The sequence below is a fragment of the Pedobacter miscanthi genome (genome assembly GCF_032678605.1).
Lineage (GTDB): Bacteria > Bacteroidota > Bacteroidia > Sphingobacteriales > Sphingobacteriaceae > Pedobacter > Pedobacter miscanthi_A.
The window spans coordinates 40,481-60,126 of sequence record NZ_JAVTSU010000018.1 but is presented as its reverse complement, the minus strand read 5'-3'; the positions used below and the strand labels follow the sequence as shown (position 1 = coordinate 60,126).

General features: G+C 38.7%; 10 protein-coding genes. 3 read left to right on the top strand and 7 right to left on the bottom strand.

The annotated features are described in order from the left end of the window. Nucleotides 1-12: 12 nt before the first annotated feature. The 4 genes from R2R28_RS22900 to R2R28_RS22885 all read right to left on the bottom strand — a co-directional run bounded on the left by R2R28_RS22900 (nt 13) and on the right by R2R28_RS22885 (nt 7,746). The gene (locus tag R2R28_RS22900) at nt 13-1,416 is read right to left on the bottom strand and encodes an alkaline phosphatase (protein WP_316827981.1); all 1,404 of its coding nucleotides are present in this window, start codon (nt 1,414-1,416) and stop codon (nt 13-15) included. A gap of 620 nt (nt 1,417-2,036) precedes the next feature. Next, nucleotides 2,037-3,422, bottom strand: a complete 1,386-nt coding sequence (locus R2R28_RS22895; protein WP_316827980.1) for a hypothetical protein — start codon at nt 3,420-3,422, stop codon at nt 2,037-2,039. Between the two features lie 43 nt (nt 3,423-3,465). Next, nucleotides 3,466-6,285, bottom strand: coding sequence for a TonB-dependent receptor (locus R2R28_RS22890; RefSeq protein WP_316827979.1), 2,820 nt, complete (start codon nt 6,283-6,285; stop codon nt 3,466-3,468). A gap of 120 nt (nt 6,286-6,405) precedes the next feature. Further along, the gene (locus R2R28_RS22885) at nt 6,406-7,746 is read right to left on the bottom strand and encodes a histidine phosphatase family protein (protein ID WP_316827978.1); all 1,341 of its coding nucleotides are present in this window, start codon (nt 7,744-7,746) and stop codon (nt 6,406-6,408) included. 363 nt (nt 7,747-8,109) lie between these two features. Between R2R28_RS22885 and R2R28_RS22880 the strand changes: the two genes are divergently transcribed. The 3 genes from R2R28_RS22880 to R2R28_RS22870 are packed head-to-tail and all read left to right on the top strand — an operon-like array spanning nt 8,110 to nt 12,949. Then, nucleotides 8,110-8,316, top strand: a complete 207-nt coding sequence (locus R2R28_RS22880) for a hypothetical protein (RefSeq protein WP_316827977.1) — start codon at nt 8,110-8,112, stop codon at nt 8,314-8,316. Next, on the top strand, nt 8,259-11,723 hold the full coding sequence (locus R2R28_RS22875) for a TIGR02594 family protein (RefSeq protein WP_316827976.1): 3,465 nt from the start codon (nt 8,259-8,261) through the stop codon (nt 11,721-11,723). Before R2R28_RS22880 ends, R2R28_RS22875 begins: the two co-directional genes overlap by 58 nt. Before the next feature lie 23 nt (nt 11,724-11,746). Then, nucleotides 11,747-12,949 (top strand): hypothetical protein, encoded by a 1,203-nt coding sequence (locus tag R2R28_RS22870; RefSeq protein ID WP_316827975.1) that lies wholly within the window; start codon nt 11,747-11,749, stop codon nt 12,947-12,949. 517 nt (nt 12,950-13,466) lie between these two features. Here R2R28_RS22870 and R2R28_RS22865 read toward each other — a convergent pair. The 3 genes from R2R28_RS22865 to R2R28_RS22855 form a co-directional block, all read right to left on the bottom strand. Next, the gene (locus R2R28_RS22865; protein WP_316827974.1) at nt 13,467-15,530 is read right to left on the bottom strand and encodes a glycoside hydrolase family 2 protein; all 2,064 of its coding nucleotides are present in this window, start codon (nt 15,528-15,530) and stop codon (nt 13,467-13,469) included. 159 nt (nt 15,531-15,689) lie between these two features. Continuing rightward, nucleotides 15,690-17,192: an alpha-L-fucosidase gene (locus R2R28_RS22860; RefSeq protein WP_316827973.1), complete on the bottom strand. Its 1,503-nt coding sequence runs from the start codon at nt 17,190-17,192 to the stop codon at nt 15,690-15,692. 142 nt (nt 17,193-17,334) lie between these two features. Continuing rightward, nucleotides 17,335-18,765, bottom strand: a complete 1,431-nt coding sequence (locus R2R28_RS22855) for a hypothetical protein (protein WP_316827972.1) — start codon at nt 18,763-18,765, stop codon at nt 17,335-17,337. Nucleotides 18,766-19,646: the final 881 nt, after the last annotated feature.

Here is a 19,646-nt window from a genome sequence, read left to right as displayed (position 1 = left end):
AAACCAATGAACTTACCTCCCTACCAAAAAATGTTCCGGCATTTCAGCAGCTTTTAGCATAAAGTTATGCAGTTCGTAATTTTTAACAAAAGGTTTTAACTGTTCTGATCCGGGGCCGAACATGGTTAATTCTACATAATCACCGGTATGGTTCATGCCTGCCCATTGTACATCGGTATATTTACCTAAAATCTTTCCATATTCGTAAAAAGGAAGATTGGCTTCATTATATAGCTGACCGGGAACAATATCTTTAAAATGGCTGAGCAATGATTTTACATCTTCGCTTTTCATTTCTATGCCCTGGTTTTCTTTAATCATTTCCATGATTTTCTGCTCACTGAATGATTGGTTTAACTGGCCTAATAACCAGGTATTACTGTGTTTAAAGCGTTGCAGGCTATCAAACTTTTTGTTGGCTTCATCGGCATAAAACAACCCCGGATTTGAGTTGCCATGATCGGTGGTGATGATCACCAAAGTTTCGCCATCTTTTTCAGCAAATTCGATTACTTTACCCACTGCTTCATCAAAAGCCAGCTGATCGAAAATTAATCCACCTAAATCGTTAGAATGGGCTGCCCAATCTACTTTCCCACCTTCAACCTGCAATGCAAAACCATCTTTATGATCTTTCATTAACTCAATGGCTTTCATGGTCATTTCAGCAATCGTAGGCACTGTTTTCTGCAATTCCGCATCATGCATGCGATCTACCTCATAAGGTAATCCATCTTCAGCAAATAAACCTAAAACAGGCTTCGATTTATCCAAAGCCAACATTTCGTTTCTGTTTTCGGCAACTTTATACCCCTGGGTCAGGAATTTAGGCAAAAGGTTCCCTCCTGCTCTGTGTTCTCCGAAATATTTACTACCACCACCCATCATCACGTCGAATTTCAGGCCAAGGTAAATTTCAGCGATAATGTCCTGTCCACCACGGTTATCAATATTCACACAAAAACCTGCCGGTGTAGCATGTGTAATCGGAACCGTAGTTACACAACCCACCTTCTTGCCTTTTTCTTTAAATTTCTGAAGGATTGGCTGAGGTTTCTCTCCTTTCATCCCAACATTTAGCGAACCATTTTTAACGCGGATACCACCACCCCATGATGAACTTGCGGCCGCAGAATCGGTAAGCATGGAATTTGCTGAAGCGGTATCCATTAAGGCGCGAACAGCTTTGTTGTCGCGATATAAACCTAACCATTTGCTGCTCCGTCCATAAGCACGGCTGGCATAAAGATCGGCCATGTTTAAAGTACCTGTACTCATTCCATCGCTCACCATCATAATGATGTTTTTTGCTTTCTTTGTACCGCCAACCGGAGCGGCCATTACATCTTTTAACCCAACAAGTGGTACACTTAAGCCGGCCAACAAGCCGCTTTTTAATAACGATCTTCTATTCATATTTTGGTAAAGCAATTATGCTTTTATCTATTCCGGATAAGTATGGGTAGTGTTTGAGCAGGTTCATTACCTGCTTTAGAAAACGGCACAGAATCCAGACGTGCAGTTTGTTGCGGTGTTATGGATCTAGTTTTATTTTTTTGATGTGTTTCTGCAGTCTCTAGCTTATTAAGCTGATGCCCATTACTATGGGTTAGCAGTGCAACTGCTGGTATAACCATTAAAAGACCTACGCATGAAACCAATCTCATATCACTTAATATTTAATTCCTGATTCTTTTTACTACAAAATTGAACTATAACTATTAGCAGGATAAACAAATAGTGTTATGATATCATTAACATTAAGCAACTGGTTTTAAGTAAATATTAAGATATCGGGAATACCTGGCCTTAGCGAAAATAAACCGAGTAACGTTATTTCGAGCGGAGTGCAACACAGCCGAGAGATCTGCTATAGATCTCTCTCCCGAATATCCTGGACCTTTCAGTCGAGAGGACAACTCTTTATTGTTTTTCCATGTGTTACCACCTGAATGGCTGCGCAGGCAGGGCAAAAACAAACAAAAAAGGTCTTAGCGGGATGCTAAGACCAGTAAGTATTTTAGTTTATCTAATGATTAATGTTGGTTTCCGCTGCCATCGGTTTGGTAAGCGCCAATATCGCTTCCCGGAGCAGTAATTACTGCACCAAAGTTACCGGTAGTTTTAACAACTGCTAAAGGGGTAAAATCTGTTTTGGCTTTATTACGGCCAGGAGAACTGGCTTGTAGGCTAAAGTTAGCAGCACCAACCGTAGTGATATAAGCCGGCATTAATGCTGCTGCTATCGGGCCAGGGCTTGCAGTATAATCGTACTGATCTACGTTGTAACTAAAAAACAATGGGTTTTTATCTTTTGCGGTTGCGCTTTTAATATCTGCCGGTTGTGCTTTTGCTACTCCATCGCTGGCTAAAAACTGGGCCAATATACCAGCAGTGCTTCCATAATAATATTGGTTATTGTATTTAATATTTACCAAATCGGCATCTGTTGTCATTCTTAACCCAAAACGACAATTCGAGATCAGGTTATTATAAATTAAACCCCTGGCCCCCTGTTCGTAATTGATTGATCCACCCCGGCCGGTTTTTGTTTGACGGAAACCACAATTGGTTATGGTGTTGTTGTACATATTTACGTTGCACTGAATGGTGGTACCGCCAGCGTTTGATGCCTTAAGGGCATTAGTTGCCGAGCCGATTAACATATTATAGGCTAAATCGCCCACTGTTCCGCTTTTCATATTGAAACACTCTCCTCCGGCCCTGCCACAAAGCTCGAAAGTATTCCGCATGATGGAAATTTTACCACCAACCGTTCTGATTCCATCATCAGCACTGCCAAAAACCCAACTGTCTTCTAAAATGAAATCCTTTTCGATATTGGCAAAATAAACAGCATAACGGGCATCTCCATCTTTATAAATCGATGCATCATTGCCATAAGATGCTGCGCCTGCAAATTCGATGTGCGTCCATTTAATGATTAAATCGCCACCTTTTGGGTTGGGTTTTAAGGCTGTAACTGGTGCCGGACTGGCTAAAATACCACCCCACGAACCTTTAAATATGTTATCATATTTTGATGCACTGGCTTCAGTATGGTAGGTTGCTGCATTTTGTACCGTAATATAATTTGGTTTCTCTTTGGTACCTAAACTGATAAAGGTACCATGAACCGTAATTTGGGGTGCTTTATCTTTGGTACCATCGCCCACTGCAATCAGGGTAACCCCACTTTGCATTAATAAGGTATCACCATCATTTACGGTAATATCTTTATCAAAATAATACGTTTTTCCGGCCTGCATGGTTCCTTTAACATTACCTGCAAGATTTTCAGAACTGATTAATGAACCAGCCTGAACGACTGGAATAGAAAGACTTAAATCCTCTTCTTTATGGCACGCATTAAATAAAATGGCCAGACTGAGGATAAACAATAACTTTAAAATATTTTTCATCTGTTTAAATTTTGTTTCTGTTTGTGATGAAGCGATCATTGTTTTATAATTTATAGCGTAAGCCTAATAAATAGAATTGTTGATATTCATCTTTACGGATAAACACGTTCTCACCAACAGTTTGGTTTACTACATCCTGATTGATTGTTGAAGTGGTTACTTTATATGGTCTTCCGATTTCCAGTTCAGACGGCGTATTTAAAAGGTTATTTACTTTAACATAAACTGAAAAACTTTTCGAAATTTTCTGTTCTGCCGAAAGATCAAGGGTAACCGTTCCTTTTTGCCAAACATCGTTATCCAAAAATGGCGATACGGTATAAATCCTCGCTCCTGTATAAACCGCAGCCAACTGAGCATCAAGGCCTGAAACAGCATCTTTGAACAATAATGATAAATTACCAATGTGTTTAGATTGCCCCTGTAGCGGGCGCGTCTGCTCTTCGGTACGCTGGGTGTACATTGTGCTTACCGGATCTCTGAACAGTACCGTTTTAGGTGTAGTGATTTTAGAATCGGTGAAAGTATAATTGGCGCGGAAACCAAATTTGCTGATGTATTTGGTAAAATCAACTTCGAAACCATAGTTAGATGCATTACCAAAGTTCCCTGCGGTATAAAATATACTGGTAGCCTGGTTTGTCAACGCATACTCAATCGGGTTTTTAATGTCTTTATAAAACACGCCTACCAATAACTGATCCAACTGTTTTGGAAAAAATTCGTACCTCAGGTCGTAGTTATCAGAAGTAATCCTTTTTAATTTAGGATTTCCCAATTCCTGATAATCTGCATCAGGGTTTCCTCCCGTATGTGGAATTAATTCGTAAAATCCAGGGCGGCTAATTGCTGAATAGTAAGATAAACGCAAATTCTGTTTATCGCCCAGTGCATATTTAAAGTTTAAACTCGGTAATAAATCCGCATATTTATTTGAGCCGATTGCACCAACTGTTTGATCTATTTTGGCCGAGGTTACCCAATCTTGCTGTGTATTTTCGTAACGCACACCACCCAAAGTTTGCAATTTGCCAAGGGTGAATTTAAATTGAGCATAACCTGCTGCCACTTTCTCGTTAAAAGTATAGTTTAACGGATTGTTTAGCGATCCTCCTACTGTTTCCACCTTAAAATCGTTGTTATTGATGACGCCATTATAAGGCTGTGTAGGATTTAAAACGGATAATGTATAATCGTCGTAATCACTTGTCCTTTTTTTATCGCGGTACATTCCACCCACACTGAATTCTACTTTTGTATCGCCGATTTTTGGTTTGTAAATGAAATTCAGGTAACCGGTTTTATCTTCGTCGGCATTTTTTGCCCATATGTGCGATCTTGCCGCACCTGTTGAATTAAACAAAGTCGGGTTTTGTGCTGAACCAATTTTATTCCCTGCAGCATCCAAAATAGCTGTACGTCCGGTTACGATGGTTAATGTAGCCTGATCGGGCTGATTTGCCGTAGCTTTTGCATATACTGCAGACCAGTTCATTTCCAGGTGATCAGCCAGTTTATGTTCGCCATGTAAATTGGCGCTAAAAATCTGCTGTACGGTACGGGTACTTCTGTAGGTATTGGTTACACGACCTGTTCCTACGCCAACACGACCTAAATTCAGGGTGGTATCACTTTGGAAACGGAATTCATTCTGACCGAGGTTCATGTACGAAGCATAAAGATCAATTTTGTGATCTTTATTAAATTTATAATCCAGCTTGGTGTGTAAACCGGTACGTTCCTGCTGGATACTGTACCTTCTGCTTTGTACGCTTTTTAATGCAGGTTCATTTGTATCCCGGTCTACTTCAGTATCGTAAAATATGGTGCTCGTTCCACGAAAAGTATTCTGATAACTCACTGCAGCCAATGCCCCGAACTTTTTATTGTTTGAACGGCCACCGATGCTAAAGCCCAACACCGTTGATACCGGTGTATGTTTGGTTTCGTAATTAAAACCACCGTTAGAAAAGTCAGAGATATTTGCCGAATAATTATTGCCATTGGCAATACGGGGAGATGAACCTGCACTGCCTGAATGATCGAAAGCCGTAAAGTTGTTTTTGATGGCAAAAGTACCAGCTAAACCTATTGCCGCATTGGCGCGAATGGTTAAACGGTCAGGAGCATCTTTTAAAACCAGGTTAATCCCACCACCAATGGCATCGCCTTCTAAATTTGGCGTTAAAGATTTATAAACTTCCATCCTATCCACAATATCGGCCGGGAAGATATCCAATGGTACATAACGGTTTTTATTATCCGGACTTGGGATTTTTACGCCATTAACCAAAGTATAGTTGTAACGTTTATCCATACCGCGGATAATGGCATACTGGCCTTCGCCATTGTTGCTTCTTTCGATTGATACACCAGAAACCCTTTGGGTAACGTTGGCAATGGTTAAATCAGGGGAAATTTCGATGGCCCTTGCCGAAACCGCATTTAATACCTGATCTGATTTACGTTCGATAGATCGCGATTTATAATCACTCCCCTCATCAGATTTGCCGGAGATTTTAACTTCATCCAGACTGCTTGATTTGCTTTCAATCTGAAGTGAGATTACTTTCAGCTCTCCTGCTTTAAGTTCGAAATCTTTATCTTCGTCTTTATAGGCTACAAATTTGGCTTCAACTTCATATTTTCCGGCAGGAACATTTTTGAAAACGTAACTACCATCAAGACCTGTGCTTACTGCTAATTTAAACGTTTTCTTTTCGTTTTTCAGCGTTACAGTGGCGCCTATCAGGGTTTCTTTTGAATCTTTATCGGTTACGATACCCCGTACTGTACCATTGTTCTGGGCCAGTGCAACGAGGCATAAAATTACATTAAAAAGTGTAAGTAAGAGTTTCTTCATACAGGGGTTTTATTTACCCGCAAAGGAACTCTTCGAACTTTAACACTAACACCTAAACAGATTAAGTTTATGTTAATTATTTATGGCGGTTTTATTAAGAAATCCGCACACTGGTTACGATTATTTTAAGTTCAGTAAATATTCGTGCATGTTATCTTGAAGACCTAAATTTAAGGTTTTTAGCTTTTTCAGGTAGTGATCTCTTACCGCTGTCCAGTTATAGTATGGAAAATTTTTGGTATTTAAACCATTAATGGCAGCTTCTTTTTCGTTAAGTAAAAACTTCACCAAAAGGTTACCGTTAGTTGGGTTTTGGTAAACAATCCACTGAATGTTTGCACTAAATGGAATTACATTTTCGGCTTTCCAAACCTGCTCAAAGGTTAACATATTATTGGTGGCCTCAGCTGCACCGTGGATGCCCATTAATGCAGCGAAAGGAGCAATGGTTTCGGCGTGTGCAAAACGCAGATCTGCTACAAAAGGTTTACTTTTCAGATAAGCATCCGTAGTATTGATGAAATCGGCCAGTAATGGTGCGGCAACCCTCACCTGGATACCATTGTTGTTTAAACCCGGGCCTTTCTTTAAAAAATCTTCGGCATTACCCAACGTATTTAATGTTGCTAAATCAGCAGTAGTAAAATAAGTTTTAAAGTTGAGATCATTTAAAGTTAAACCAACTGCCTTAATTTCAGTTGTTACAGCATTCAGGATGGTATAGAAACCATAAACATCTTCTAAAAAGTTAATTTTATCGGCTTGATTTAACTTCGCCACATAAGCAGGTTTGAAGCATTTTACAGCAAACCGATTGGCAATATCATTTAGTTTTTTTGCTTTGGCCAGTTTTTGATAGGCGATTGTCCAGTTTCCGTTTTCTTTAAACTCATCATAGGTTTTAGAAAAATCGTAGAAACGCAGGTGGTCATCATCTGCATAATTAAAAGTAATGTTCTGCGTTATGGGAGCCGATTTGGTTTTCAATCCGGCCAGAAAAGCTTCTGCGCTTTCTTTTGTACGTCCTTTTTTAGTGGTCGAAACCAAAACCTTCTCACCTGAAGTGAAAACATTTTTCTGGTTCGTGAACATCCTTTCAGCAATCCCCTTTAACTCGTTTGCACCGCTTTCGGAAATAGAAGCCACATGGTTTTCTTCTTCTTTGCCAAGGTTTAAAATGAACTGTTTTAAAGTTTTCCCTGCCGCAGTTAATACATTTAAACTATCGGCTTTTAATATGGTAGCGTAGGCATGAGAAAGTTTAATGTCTTTGGTTAAATGCCTGGCACCGTGCCTGCCCACAAAGTTGATGTACACAGCTTTATAGCCGTTGGGTACAGGCGTAAATTTTGTTTGTTTTGGCTGGTAAAGCGTTTTTGTACCTAATAATACTATTGATGGTGCTTGTGCCAGAGCAAAATAAGGAAACAATAAAAGCAGGTAAAGGAGTTTTTTTCTCATAACAATTGAGCGCAAATTTAGCTTTCCAATATTAAGATTAAGTTAAGTTATCAGTCTTGTTAATTGATTCTAAAAACAAAAAACTGTGGAAATAATTTCCCATCAAAATTATATGAGGATAAATGCCTACACTTTACTTTCGCTGTTCCCAATAATATCGTTATTCTTTTAAAAATTAACATTCAATAATATAGGTTAATGGTTCAACTTAAAGGCTTTGCTGCATTGTGGGCTATATAAAAAATAATATACCGAACCATCAGTGCCAATACAAAATCTGTGGTTTAACTTTTGCCTAATGTTTTTAATTAATACTTGATTTAAACTTTAAGATCAAATAACAACCAATTAAATATAACCAAAATGAATTGGAGCACAGATCCTGAACCAACTAATGGTAAAGGTAATACCACAGCTATTGAAGTTACCGATATACCAAAGGTATCAGGACAGCCTGCCACACAAGATTCGGTCAGCTCCATACCAAACTCAGAAATTACCGAGATTTTGGCATGCCATGGTGCAAAATGTACCTGCATAAAGCTTTCGATCCTTCTCCCAAACCACTGAAAGTACTCAGTCATAATAAATACGTCATTAATGATAACGGTCAAACCAAACTGATCGCAACCACTTTAGAAAATAAATTGCTCAACCTAAACTTTGGTCAGTGTAAAGTACCAGATCCAAGCAAGCCCGTGCCATGCACGGCCAAACCGCAATGGAAAGATTATTATGAAAAAGTAGAACTTCCAAATGGAGCTTATGTGCTAACAGATAAAAGTACGGCAATATGCACAGCAAAAGGTGGAAATATAAAAATTTTACAGCACGGTCAACAGGTTAATATTACTTCCCGTGAACTCGAAAATACCAATGCAGGCAACTGGGCGGCTGATGGCCCTTTGCTTACAGAGGAGTTAATTTACACGAGTGCTGTGGCAAAAAACGAGGACGAAGACGGTGCAACTGTAAAATCAATAGCCCCATTAACCTATGGTAAACTGCAACCGCTCAATAGCCCTGTTACTTTCAGGGCAGCATTTAACGGACAGCCGCGTGATGCCGAAAAACAGGGTGTAAACTGGGTAGTTTATGATACAAACGGTGCGCCCATGCAATTGAGGAGTGATGCAGGTGAAACCATCACCATTACCTTCAAAAAAGCGGGAACATACCTCATAGAGGCCTATGGCAAAACAAATGGCGATAAAAAAGTAACTAAAACTTATACGGTTAAAGAAAACGGGATCGAAACGGTAACAACGGTAGATGGAAAAACCAAAGTGAGGATACAGGTGCCTATAGAATTCAGGCTTAAAAGTCTTTTTCCAGCCCTGGCCGTACCTGGTGATATCAGCACCATTAGCTGGGAAGTAACCAAAACAGGTGGTCTGGGCACACCTACCCTGTTAACCCCTACCGGGAACATTACACAGGTAATCTGTAATGATGAATGTTCCTATGTGGTATCGGCCTGTTTTAATGGTGTTCCAAAACAATCAGAGCAAATACAGGCCAGCAACAACGGGCTTACATCGGTTATCGCTTCTGTTGAAAGCACAAGAATAAAAGAACAAGTCACATTTAGCATAAAAGACCAGTTTAAGATTTTGCCTGCCCTTCCTGAAGAAAGTGTCGCGGTAAAATGGATATGTAAAGATAATGAAGGGAAGCCTGTTGAAGCATTTAAAACCAAAACCGGTGAAACAGTAAGCCATCAATTCGAAGAACCAGGCGAATACACGGTACAGGCCTATCTGGTACAACCAAGCGCAAAGGTATCGGTTAAAATAACCGTTGCCGAGCCCGAGCTTATACTCGCACAATGGGAATACCCTGAAGGAGGCAAAAAGGCAAAAACAGGCTGGGGAGAAAAAAACCACGCTTACCTCAAATTTAAAGCGGCAGAGGGCATTACCGTTAACCTGGAATATGGTTATATCGATCGTGATGGCAATGCCAGAGCCATACATATCATTAATGGTTTCAAGGTGCCCCAAAACCAGATACTGGATACCGGAAAATATGCTTTTGTACCACATGCCGCCCAATATTCAAAACTTTTAAAAGAAGGAACAGAATTTTATTTCAAGGTCCATGCTACCGATAAAAAATATGAAATTTTAAGCGGTAATATCCCCCAGCCGCTACAAAAACTAAAACTGGTTACGGGTGAAGAAATTGTTAGCATTGAATTTTTAACCGGTGGTAAAGCAGTTATACAGGCCTTATATGGCAGTAAGATGCAATGCCGCATCCGTACCCGGAACCTCAGTGCAAAAAACATTTCTGTAAAAATATACCGTAAAGAAAGCCGGCTAGGAATGGATAACCTCCGAAAAGATACACTTGTACACCATAAAGAATATCCCTTAAACCCTGACGGTATAGTTGAATTTGATTTTACCCTGGCCAAAAGCTGGGAAAAAAGTTATAGCGAAAAACTGCACCGTTTTTATGCCGCGATAGGAGAAATGGAGTTTTTTGGCATCAGCAACACCTTGATGGCTTTTAAAAATGACGTACCTGCAAATGGTGGTAAGGTATTGGTGGGGATTGGTAGACAGGAAGGATACAATAGCAGCAGCTGCCCAAGATGCAATAAGGATATTACCCAGGCAGAATTGAAGCAGATATTTGGAGATGCAGATAATGAAACGCTCACAACGGTTGCAAATACATACAATAAATATATGGCAGAACTTGGCATGAATACTTGCTGGGTAAAAGCACATTTCTTTGCCCAGATCAGGGTCGAATCAAGCACTAAATTACATTTAAAAAGTGGTGAGAGTATGGATTATAGTGCTGATACATTGATCAATGGCAACCTGAATAAAAAAACAGGTGAGCGCGACAGCCCCCCATTTTCTTATTTCACCAAACATCATGAAGATGCTTACAAATATGGGCGGACCAAAGACCATGCGGCAAATCAAAAGATGATAGCCAATTTAGCCTATGCCGATAAAAACCGAAGTGTAAATAATAGGGTTGGAAATACCCATGAAGGCGATGGCTGGAGTTTTAGGGGCAAAGGTTTGATCCAGCTCACCGGAAGGGAAAATTATACCAAAGCAAATGCCTATACTTTAAAATATGAAAAAACTGATATTCTTAAAAATTCTGACATCGTATCGAAGGATATTAAAATCGCTGTATTAACCTCAATGGCCTTTTTTAAATGGAATGGGTTGATAGCCTTATCTAACGGATTTCCGGAAAGCAAACCAGTTTCGAAAGGAGTAGGTCATGAAGTTGGGAATAGTCACACTCTAAAACAAACTGCATTTGATGATTATACCTCAAAAATATTTAAAATAAAAGAATGTGATTGGAAAGAGACTGAGGTAAAAATTATTGGCATTAGGGCACCTTGGATGGAAATAGCTTTAAGTGAAGCTAAAGCGATGAAAGGCTGCTATGAAGGAGATGAACCTATGTATACCAAAGCTAAATCCTACTTACTTTATTGTAAGATTAAGGCAGAACCGACTAATGGAGATGAAGGCCCTTGGTGTGCTGCATATATGAATTGGTGTATTGGTAAAACAAAAAATTCAAAGACAAAAAATCCTTATCGACACGCTAAGTCAGCTGCTTCATTAGAGCCTACATACAATGAAAAATACAAACATATACCAGAGCCTATTTATGGATGCTTAGTAGTCTATAAAGCTACAAACGGTTCAGGAAAAGGGCATACCGGTTTTTTATACGGTAAAACCAAAGATGGCAGATTTATTCTACTTGGGGGTAACCAGGGCGATTCTATCCGCTTTAGTAGCTATGGAAAATCTTTCACCTATGACGGCGTTACCAAGAAATTTGAGGGTTTTTATATCCCTACTGATTATGAACCTAAGGATGTCGATAAATTAAAAGATAGCGATATACATATTAGTTCTGGAGAGGTAAATAAAAAATTTAGGATAAAAGATAAAGACAAAGCAAAATCAAATAAAACAACTTAAATTTTAAATATACATTGATAAAAATGACAACAAAAGCAATATTAGTTTTCCTTTTTACCCTGTTCATTATAAGCAGCTGTAAAAATAAAATTAAACAGAACAGTTCAAAAAACAAACAAGAAATAATGATTCCAACACAATTAATAGCGGAAGTAAAACAACACTTAGAATATCAAAAAAGAGTAGATGGTGATGATGAAGACGAAATCATTGAAAAGCCTTACAAAAGAAATTCAAGAGATTTAGAACTGGCTTCAATAGTAATCTTTGAAGGATTGAAAAATAATGGGTTTAGACCTATTAATGATGCGGTATTTAATCAAAGAATTAAAGAGATATTTGGGATAGATAATTTAAAAAATCCTCATTATAAGATACATGTAACAGATAACTATATTACTCTTTTCGGACTACAAAAAGAGGATTATAATTTTTTAATAAGGAACGAATTTGGTAGTGGGGCTGATACTCAAAATTATTATTTGTTAAGGAAAGAACATTTGTTTTTTGAATTCCAATCCTTAAGATATATAATTAAAATAAATGAGGATAGTAGCTATAAAATCACTATTGAACCCTATCATATCCACAGAAACAAATATCTATTCAATAATGACAGAGCGAGTTTGGCCTGGCTTTTAAATAATGATAAAGATTTTTTAAGTACGTTATTGGAAACATATGGCTATGACAAAGAGCCAAAAATAAACAAATTGGTTTTAGATTCTATATACAAAGATTATACTCAATTAAATCCAGTTCGAGGACAATATATTGCAACTTTGCTTTTTGTAAAAGATAGTTTTAATAAATTACAGATTAGAAAAGGCTTATTAAAATATATTGAAGAGAATACTAATGCTACGGATAACCATTTCATTTATGCTCTGGGATATTTCATGCAAACACTATATGATGGAGATGCAAAAGATCCTAGCTATAAAATCTTTGATGAAGACCCCTCCAAAAAATTCACTGCTGTAGAAAAAGCCGAAATTGTAGCCAACATTGCCAATATCGAAAACCCTGCTATAGAAAAATATAAATCTCCAGAATCGTCAGATGTATGGAATCTTCCAGGTTCTTCACTATATAACCTTTCGGTTTCGCATCCAGAGGTAATTAAAATAATTGAGCAGCACAACTATTTCGGCTTGCCTAAAATGAAAGAGATTATAGCAAAATTGCATGAAGAGGCACCACCGATAGGTGCAGGTCCAGAGTAGTGGAACTCCAAAACCTCCACGATAACTCAAGCGTGCCAGCTGAATGCTCCAAAGTATCTTCATTTCTATCCCGAAGATTCGGGAAGAAATCTTTTAAATTTGATTTCAATAACTTGGTAAATAGATCTCTCCATTTCGCTGCGCCACATCCGATAGCTATCTGATCGGGATGACGACGTTTCTATTGAGTTCTTTCTATGATAGCGGACTTGAAGGGTTTTTGAGTTAATATTTGGTTGAAAACAACTTAACGTAATGGTGCTTGGGGTACCAACCACTGAATTATCTATACCCCAGCTTTGCGCTCTTGATGTTAAAACATTGCGAACTTTGCGGTTAAATTAGAATATCTTAAAATTAAGATTGCGCAACAACATCCATCGTTACGCAATCATTAACTAACCAAATAAATGTAATTACCGCAAAAACCCAGGTAACCAATCTGATTGTTAAGTGGTACATGTTAAATTCTGGACATCCTAATAAAACCAGAACACCATGCTTACATTTAAATCTTTTAATTGAAATCCCAGCTGATGATATCTTTGATGGTTTTACCATCTTTTACCACAGTGGTTTCAATGGTATTTGTACCTTTTTTCAGGCTAATATTTTCGAATTTATACAATACCTTACCATCCACAAGTTTAGGATCGGAGGTAATTTTCTTTCCGTTTAACAACAATTTTGGAGCACCTATATTTGAGTAAACAGTAACTTCGGTAACCTGATGTTTGCGTATTTTCACCCTTCTTTCAGTTAAATACAATACAGGTTCTTTGCTCCAATTGGCTTTGTACCAATAAAAGGCATCTTTTTTGATTTTACGATCGAAAGAAACCAGGCCTTTCATATTGCGGGCGGGCATACTGCCACGATTCCACATCGGGGTGGCAAAATCGAACATATTCCATACATAAGATGCCAGTATATATGGGTGTTTGGCTAAAATGGGCCACTGAATTTCGTGGGTTTTGGTTTCGTAGGTTTCCGGGTAATCAGGCAGGGTATAATTGTAAGTATCTTTTAAATCGGCCTGCTCTTGCTGGTGTAAAATATTACCATCCGCGCCATATTCAGATAAAATGACTTTATTATTCGGGTATTTAGCCTCGAGATCTGTTGCCCATTTTTCTAAACCACCAATTTTTCCTTCATACCAACCGTAATAACGGTTCATGCCCTGTACATCGGCATTTAGATTGGTTGGCCGGTCCATTTCACCATAACCACTTACGGTAATGGTATAACGGTCAGGATCAATCTGTTTAGCCAGATCATTTAAATCGCGACTAAGAGCTGCAGGGAAATCGGCAGGTGTTTTGCCATATACTTCGTTATGCAAGCCCCATAAATAAATCGAAGGGTGGTTGTAATTCTGTTTAATCAGTTCCGTTAGTTGTTGTTTGGCATTTTCGCCTTCTTCGCCTGTATAAGTATTTACAAATGGAATTTCAGCCGAAATAACAAAACCCATACTGTCGCATTGCGAATAGAGATATTCGGCTTGCTGATAATGTGCCAAACGGATGGTGGTTGCGCCCATTTCTTTAATGATATTCAGGTCTTCTTTATGTTGCGCATTGCTTAGGGCATTGCCATATTGCCACCTGTCCTGATGCCTCGAAACGCCATACATATTATACCGTTTTCCGTTCAGCATCATGCCTTTTCCGGCTAGCAGTTCAAATTTACGAATCCCCAGGGGTTGTGTAACTTCGTCGATCACCTGGTTATCTTTAATAATCTGCGTAACCACTTTGTAGAGGTACGGATTATTGAAACCATCCCAAAGTGTTGGATTTTGAACCGTCAAATGCTGAACATAATTTTGCCTGCCCTGGGTGTTTACGTTATAATTTTCAGTTTGATGGGCTACATCTTTACCAGCTTTATCGTAAATGGTGGTTTGGATTAATACCTGGGTAGCAGCTGCCAATTTGTTTTCAACTTTCACTTCTACGGCTATATCAGCTGATTTCTCCGACACATTTTTCTGGGAGATATAAATCCCCGGCGAAGCGTAATCGGTAGTGGTAATATTGATTTTGTTGGTTACAATCAGTTCAACCGGGCGGTAGATCCCACCATAAATACCGAAAAGAAAATGATTTACAGGGATAATATCCCTTTTCGCTGTATTATTGGCCTTAACCATTATGGTATTGCTTTTACCTAAGTTTACAGCATAACTAATATCCAGACAAAAAGCACTGTACGATCCTTTATGTTTGCCAACCAGTTTATTATTGACATAAACCTCAGCCGTTTGCCCTACACCTTCAAATTTCAGGAATAAGCGTTTATCTTTATACTCGTTACCAAAAACAAAATCTTTTTTATAAATGCCCTCACCCTCGTAAAAATTTTTGGTGGTTTGCATATCAACTGCATTCCAGGTATGCGGCAGGGCAACTTTCTCCCATTTCGTGGAGGCACTATCTTTTGTTTTTTTAAACGACCAATCAGCGTTAAAGGGCAAGGTAATTCTCGCCTGCTGTTGAGCCGAAGCAAAGCCGGTTGTAAAGGCGAACAGGGCAATTAAAAGTGATTTTCTAAATCTGGAGGTATCTATCTTCATTCTACTGTATAATTGAGGTTTGTATTCCTCAAGTTGTATTATTTGTTTATATAAGGAATCGCGTTTGAAAAGCACGAAGCAATCTTAGTGCTTCCGCTATTTTTTTCCTACCATTAGTTGTAGGATTGCTTCGTGCCTCGCAATGACGGACAATTTTTACTACATCTTCGCATCCATCATCTTTGCTGATTTTGCCTTAGGCGCTACCAGTTTCATTTTGATTACAAAGGCCCTGTTGGCTTTAAAATCCTTTGGTAATGTAACATCGTAATAAGTGTTTTTATCGAGATCCAGTCCGATATCCGATTGCTTTAATGCTAAATTCTTATCACCTATTAAAAGCGCGGCTTTGCCCGGAACCTCTGTGGCATTCTTAGGTACTGCGATGCGCACAATGCCATTTACAGGTCTGTTGAATACTGTTAAATACAAATTATCTCCCTTTTGGGTAAAATAACCCAGTTTTGAAGGCGTTAATGCGGCATGACGGACACCATAAACAGCTTCGGCATTCTGTTTCACCCATTCGCCAACCTCTTTTGCCAATTTATCTTCTTCGGGGTGCATATTTCCGTTACCATCGGGACCGAAATTCAACACGAAATTGCCATTCATCGACACCGAATGCATTAACATATCCAATAAGTCATCGGTGGTTTTGGTATAAATTCCAGACCAATCTTTCATATACCCCCAGCCATTTGGCGGAATGGTCATTACGGCATCCCAATCGTTACCGTTTAACCATTCGAATTCGGCAGGCAGCTTACGTTCCCAACCCTGCTCGTAATCGCCCAGGATATTCCCATTAGAATCAAAGTGGCGCGATCCATGTTCATCATTCCGGAAACGCGAACCGATAATTAGTCCGGGGTGTTTTTCGCGGAGTTCTTTCTCCAGGTTGTAGGTAAATTCGTAAGCACTTTTCCAGGAGGCATCCCAGGTGCCATCAAACCAAAATCCTTTAATTTTAGGGTAGTTATCCGATAATTCTAAAAGCTGGCTGCGGGTATACTGAAGGAATTTATCAAACTTTGCCTTTTCTTCGGCCGTTTTTGGGGCTTTGCCCATGTAATTTGGATTATTCCATTCTAAAACAGAAAAATAGAGGTATACATCAATGCCTTCGGCAGTATAAGCGTCAACGATCTGCTTTACAATATCCTTTTTATAAGGCGATGCCGAAATATTGTAATCAGCATATTTTGTTGGCCACAGTGCAAAACCATCATGGTGTTTGGTAGTAAAAACAACATACTTCGCGCCCATATCCTTTGCCTGTTTTGCCCAGCGTTTAGCATCGAAGTTTTTTGGATTAAACTGTTTATACAGGTTATCGTAAGTGTTTGTCCAGTCTTTCGGTGCAGTTGGGCCGCTCCATGACCGGATCCATTCAGAAGCTGCCGCGCCTCCCCTTGCACTTACGCCATTCCACTCGTTACCGGCAATGGAGTAAATGCCCCAATGGATAAACTGGCCCAAACCATAACTGCGGAAAGCCTGCATATCGGCATCGGTACGGTGAGGCGGCGTTAAGGAGCCGTATTTCACCTCCACTTTTTCGGCAGCTTGTTTTTTCGGTCCTGTCCACTGTGCATCTGCATGATTTGCAACAACCATTGTAGCCACTGTTAGCCATACATACCTTGATGTATTTTTCATATTCAAATTAATATTATTTTATTGCAATAAACTGTTTGCCAAACAATAGCCGGGCAAACAGTGCAAACAACAGACTTATCAAAAGTGTCTATCGTTTTTAAGGTTGAAACATTAAATATAAGTCTGTTTAAGCATATCATAATTAAAGGGCAATCACTTTTATAGATGAAGCCTTATCGTTAAAAGTAGAAACATAGGTACTCGACGAGGTTAACTCAATACTGCTTCCGGTAAAGTTATCTCCATCATACATAATCACTTTAACCCCTAAACCTACATTAACAGATGAGACATCGTTATTGCTAATGCCACGACTGATGAGATCGGCTGTTGTATATTGGCCAACAGGCAGGGATATGCCATAACCACCATAACTGGCGTTCTGGTAAAATTTAGCAGAACCGTTTACGCCCACCTGCGGCACACCGTTTAAAAAGGAGAAAGAATAGGTTTTGCTTACATTACCACCATTTTTCAATAACAATTTCACCCTGATGTTGTAAGGTTCGTTATTTTTATAATAAAGTTCGCTGAAAGGAATAGTTGCAGCAATGGTATTTCCGGTTGCAGGTGTCGATCTCCAGGCCACAGCATTATAATCGGCATCGCTGCTACCCAAATCAGGATCCATATAAATCAGGATATCACTCACTTCTTTATTGCTCGTAAAAGATCCGGTAACGTTGAAAGCCTGTGTGGTAGAATTGTATGCAAACAGCGCATTAATAGAAGTGGTAGCAGCCTCATACGGAATTTCGGTTGGCAAAGGGTTTTGAAAAACCTCGTTACGGTTAAGGATAGCTGCATCAACCTCAGTTAGAAAGGTAGGCTGACCTTTACTAAAAGTAACGTTACCGGAGCCCATTAATGAAGTGCCCAAAGTAGGTTGTTCTGAAACATATTTGGCATGATCGTGCGGTAAATTTAAACCATGACCAAGTTCGTGCAACATCCCGCCCAATAAGTTTGAACTTGCATTCGGGATTTTATCAACGGCCATATTGGTGTTGTCAGTTGCGAAACAGTTTTTACCATAACCATAAAAAGGCTGATCGAAGCTGCCATCAGTACGTTGTGGCAATAAAATAAGGGTATGGCTTGAATTCGAAAATTCTGAAGCGTGTGTGGCTTTGTAGGCTGCAACTTCATTCAGAATTTTAGTTGCAGAAATACTGGCGTCGTAAGGATAAGCCGCTTGTGCAAATTGTGCAGGTATTTCGATAAAATGTACCAAACCAGTTGAGTCTACTTTCGGCAAACCCATATACTTATCGTAGCCATACCTTAACATTTCGGTATGAAACCAGCCCTGAAAATGAGCAAAAAGCATAGTTAACCTTGTTTTGTAGTCAGCAAGCGCCGGATTATCGGTTGGCACAAACATTACAATGTTCAGGTTTTTGGTATTGGTTACAAAACTGGGCGGTGTGGTTCCGGTACCCAGTGCCAAAGCTTTTGTTTTCGCGAGCGTAGTTTCTGATTCTGAAACCTGCGCTTTTTTACAGCTGCTCATTAAAATGCCACTCGAAATGGTTAAAAGCAAGGCAAAGCAAAGTTGTTTTTTGTTTTTCATTGTTTAAAGGTTTATGGTTGATTAGTTTATTTGTTCACTGGTCATTGGTTCATTGGTTAATAGTTAGATGGCTCATGGTTAATAGCCAAATTGCCTATAGCAATGGTTTAAACCTTAATTTTCTTAACTTCTTAATGGTCATTAATATTGGGTTATTGGTTAATAGTTTTAGGCTCATGGTTAATAGCCAAATTGCCTATAGCGATGGTTTAAATCTTAATTTTCTTAACTTCTTAATGGTCATTAATATTTGATTATTGGTTAATAGTTTTAGGCTCATGGTTAATAGCCAAATTGCCTATAGCGATGGTTTAAATCTTAATTTCCTTAACTTCTTAATGGTCATTAATATTGGGTTATTGGTTAATAGTTTTAGGCTCATGGTTAATAGCCAAATTGCCTATAGCGATGGTTTAAATCTTAATTTTCTTAACTTCTTAATGGTCATTAATATTGGGTTATTGGTTAATAGTTTTAGGCTCATAGTTAATAGCCAAATAGCCTATAGCGATGGTTTAAATCTTAATTTTCTTAACTTCTTAATGGTCATTAATATTGGGTTATTGGTTAATAGTTAGATGGCTCATGGTTAATAGCCAAATTGCCTATAGCGATGGTTTAAATCTTAATTTTCTTAACTTCTTAATGGTCATTAATATTGGGTTAATAGTTTTATGGCTCATGGTTAATAGCCAAATTGCCTATAGCGATGGTTTAAATCTTAATTTTCTTAACTTCTTAATGGTCATTAATATTGGTTAATAGTTTTATGGCTCATGGTTAATAGCCAAATTGCCTATAGCGATGGTTTAAATCTTAATTTTCTTAACTTCTTAATGGTCATTAATATTGGTTCATTGGTTAATAGTTTGATGGCTCAT

Excerpts from the sequence above, each read along its gene's own strand:
- R2R28_RS22890 (WP_316827979.1), bottom strand. The coding sequence starts at position 6,285 with ATGAAGAAACTCTTACTTACACTTTTTAATGTAATTTTATGCCTCGTT.
- R2R28_RS22895 (WP_316827980.1), bottom strand. The coding sequence starts at position 3,422 with ATGAAAAATATTTTAAAGTTATTGTTTATCCTCAGTCTGGCCATTTTA.
- R2R28_RS22880 (WP_316827977.1), top strand. The coding sequence starts at position 8,110 with ATGAATTGGAGCACAGATCCTGAACCAACTAATGGTAAAGGTAATACC.
- R2R28_RS22855 (WP_316827972.1), bottom strand. The coding sequence starts at position 18,765 with ATGAAAAACAAAAAACAACTTTGCTTTGCCTTGCTTTTAACCATTTCG.
- R2R28_RS22885 (WP_316827978.1), bottom strand. The coding sequence starts at position 7,746 with ATGAGAAAAAAACTCCTTTACCTGCTTTTATTGTTTCCTTATTTTGCT.
- R2R28_RS22860 (WP_316827973.1), bottom strand. The coding sequence starts at position 17,192 with ATGAAAAATACATCAAGGTATGTATGGCTAACAGTGGCTACAATGGTT.
- R2R28_RS22900 (WP_316827981.1), bottom strand. The coding sequence starts at position 1,416 with ATGAATAGAAGATCGTTATTAAAAAGCGGCTTGTTGGCCGGCTTAAGT.
- R2R28_RS22865 (WP_316827974.1), bottom strand. The coding sequence starts at position 15,530 with ATGAAGATAGATACCTCCAGATTTAGAAAATCACTTTTAATTGCCCTG.
- R2R28_RS22870 (WP_316827975.1), top strand. The coding sequence starts at position 11,747 with ATGACAACAAAAGCAATATTAGTTTTCCTTTTTACCCTGTTCATTATA.
- R2R28_RS22875 (WP_316827976.1), top strand. The coding sequence starts at position 8,259 with ATGCCATGGTGCAAAATGTACCTGCATAAAGCTTTCGATCCTTCTCCC.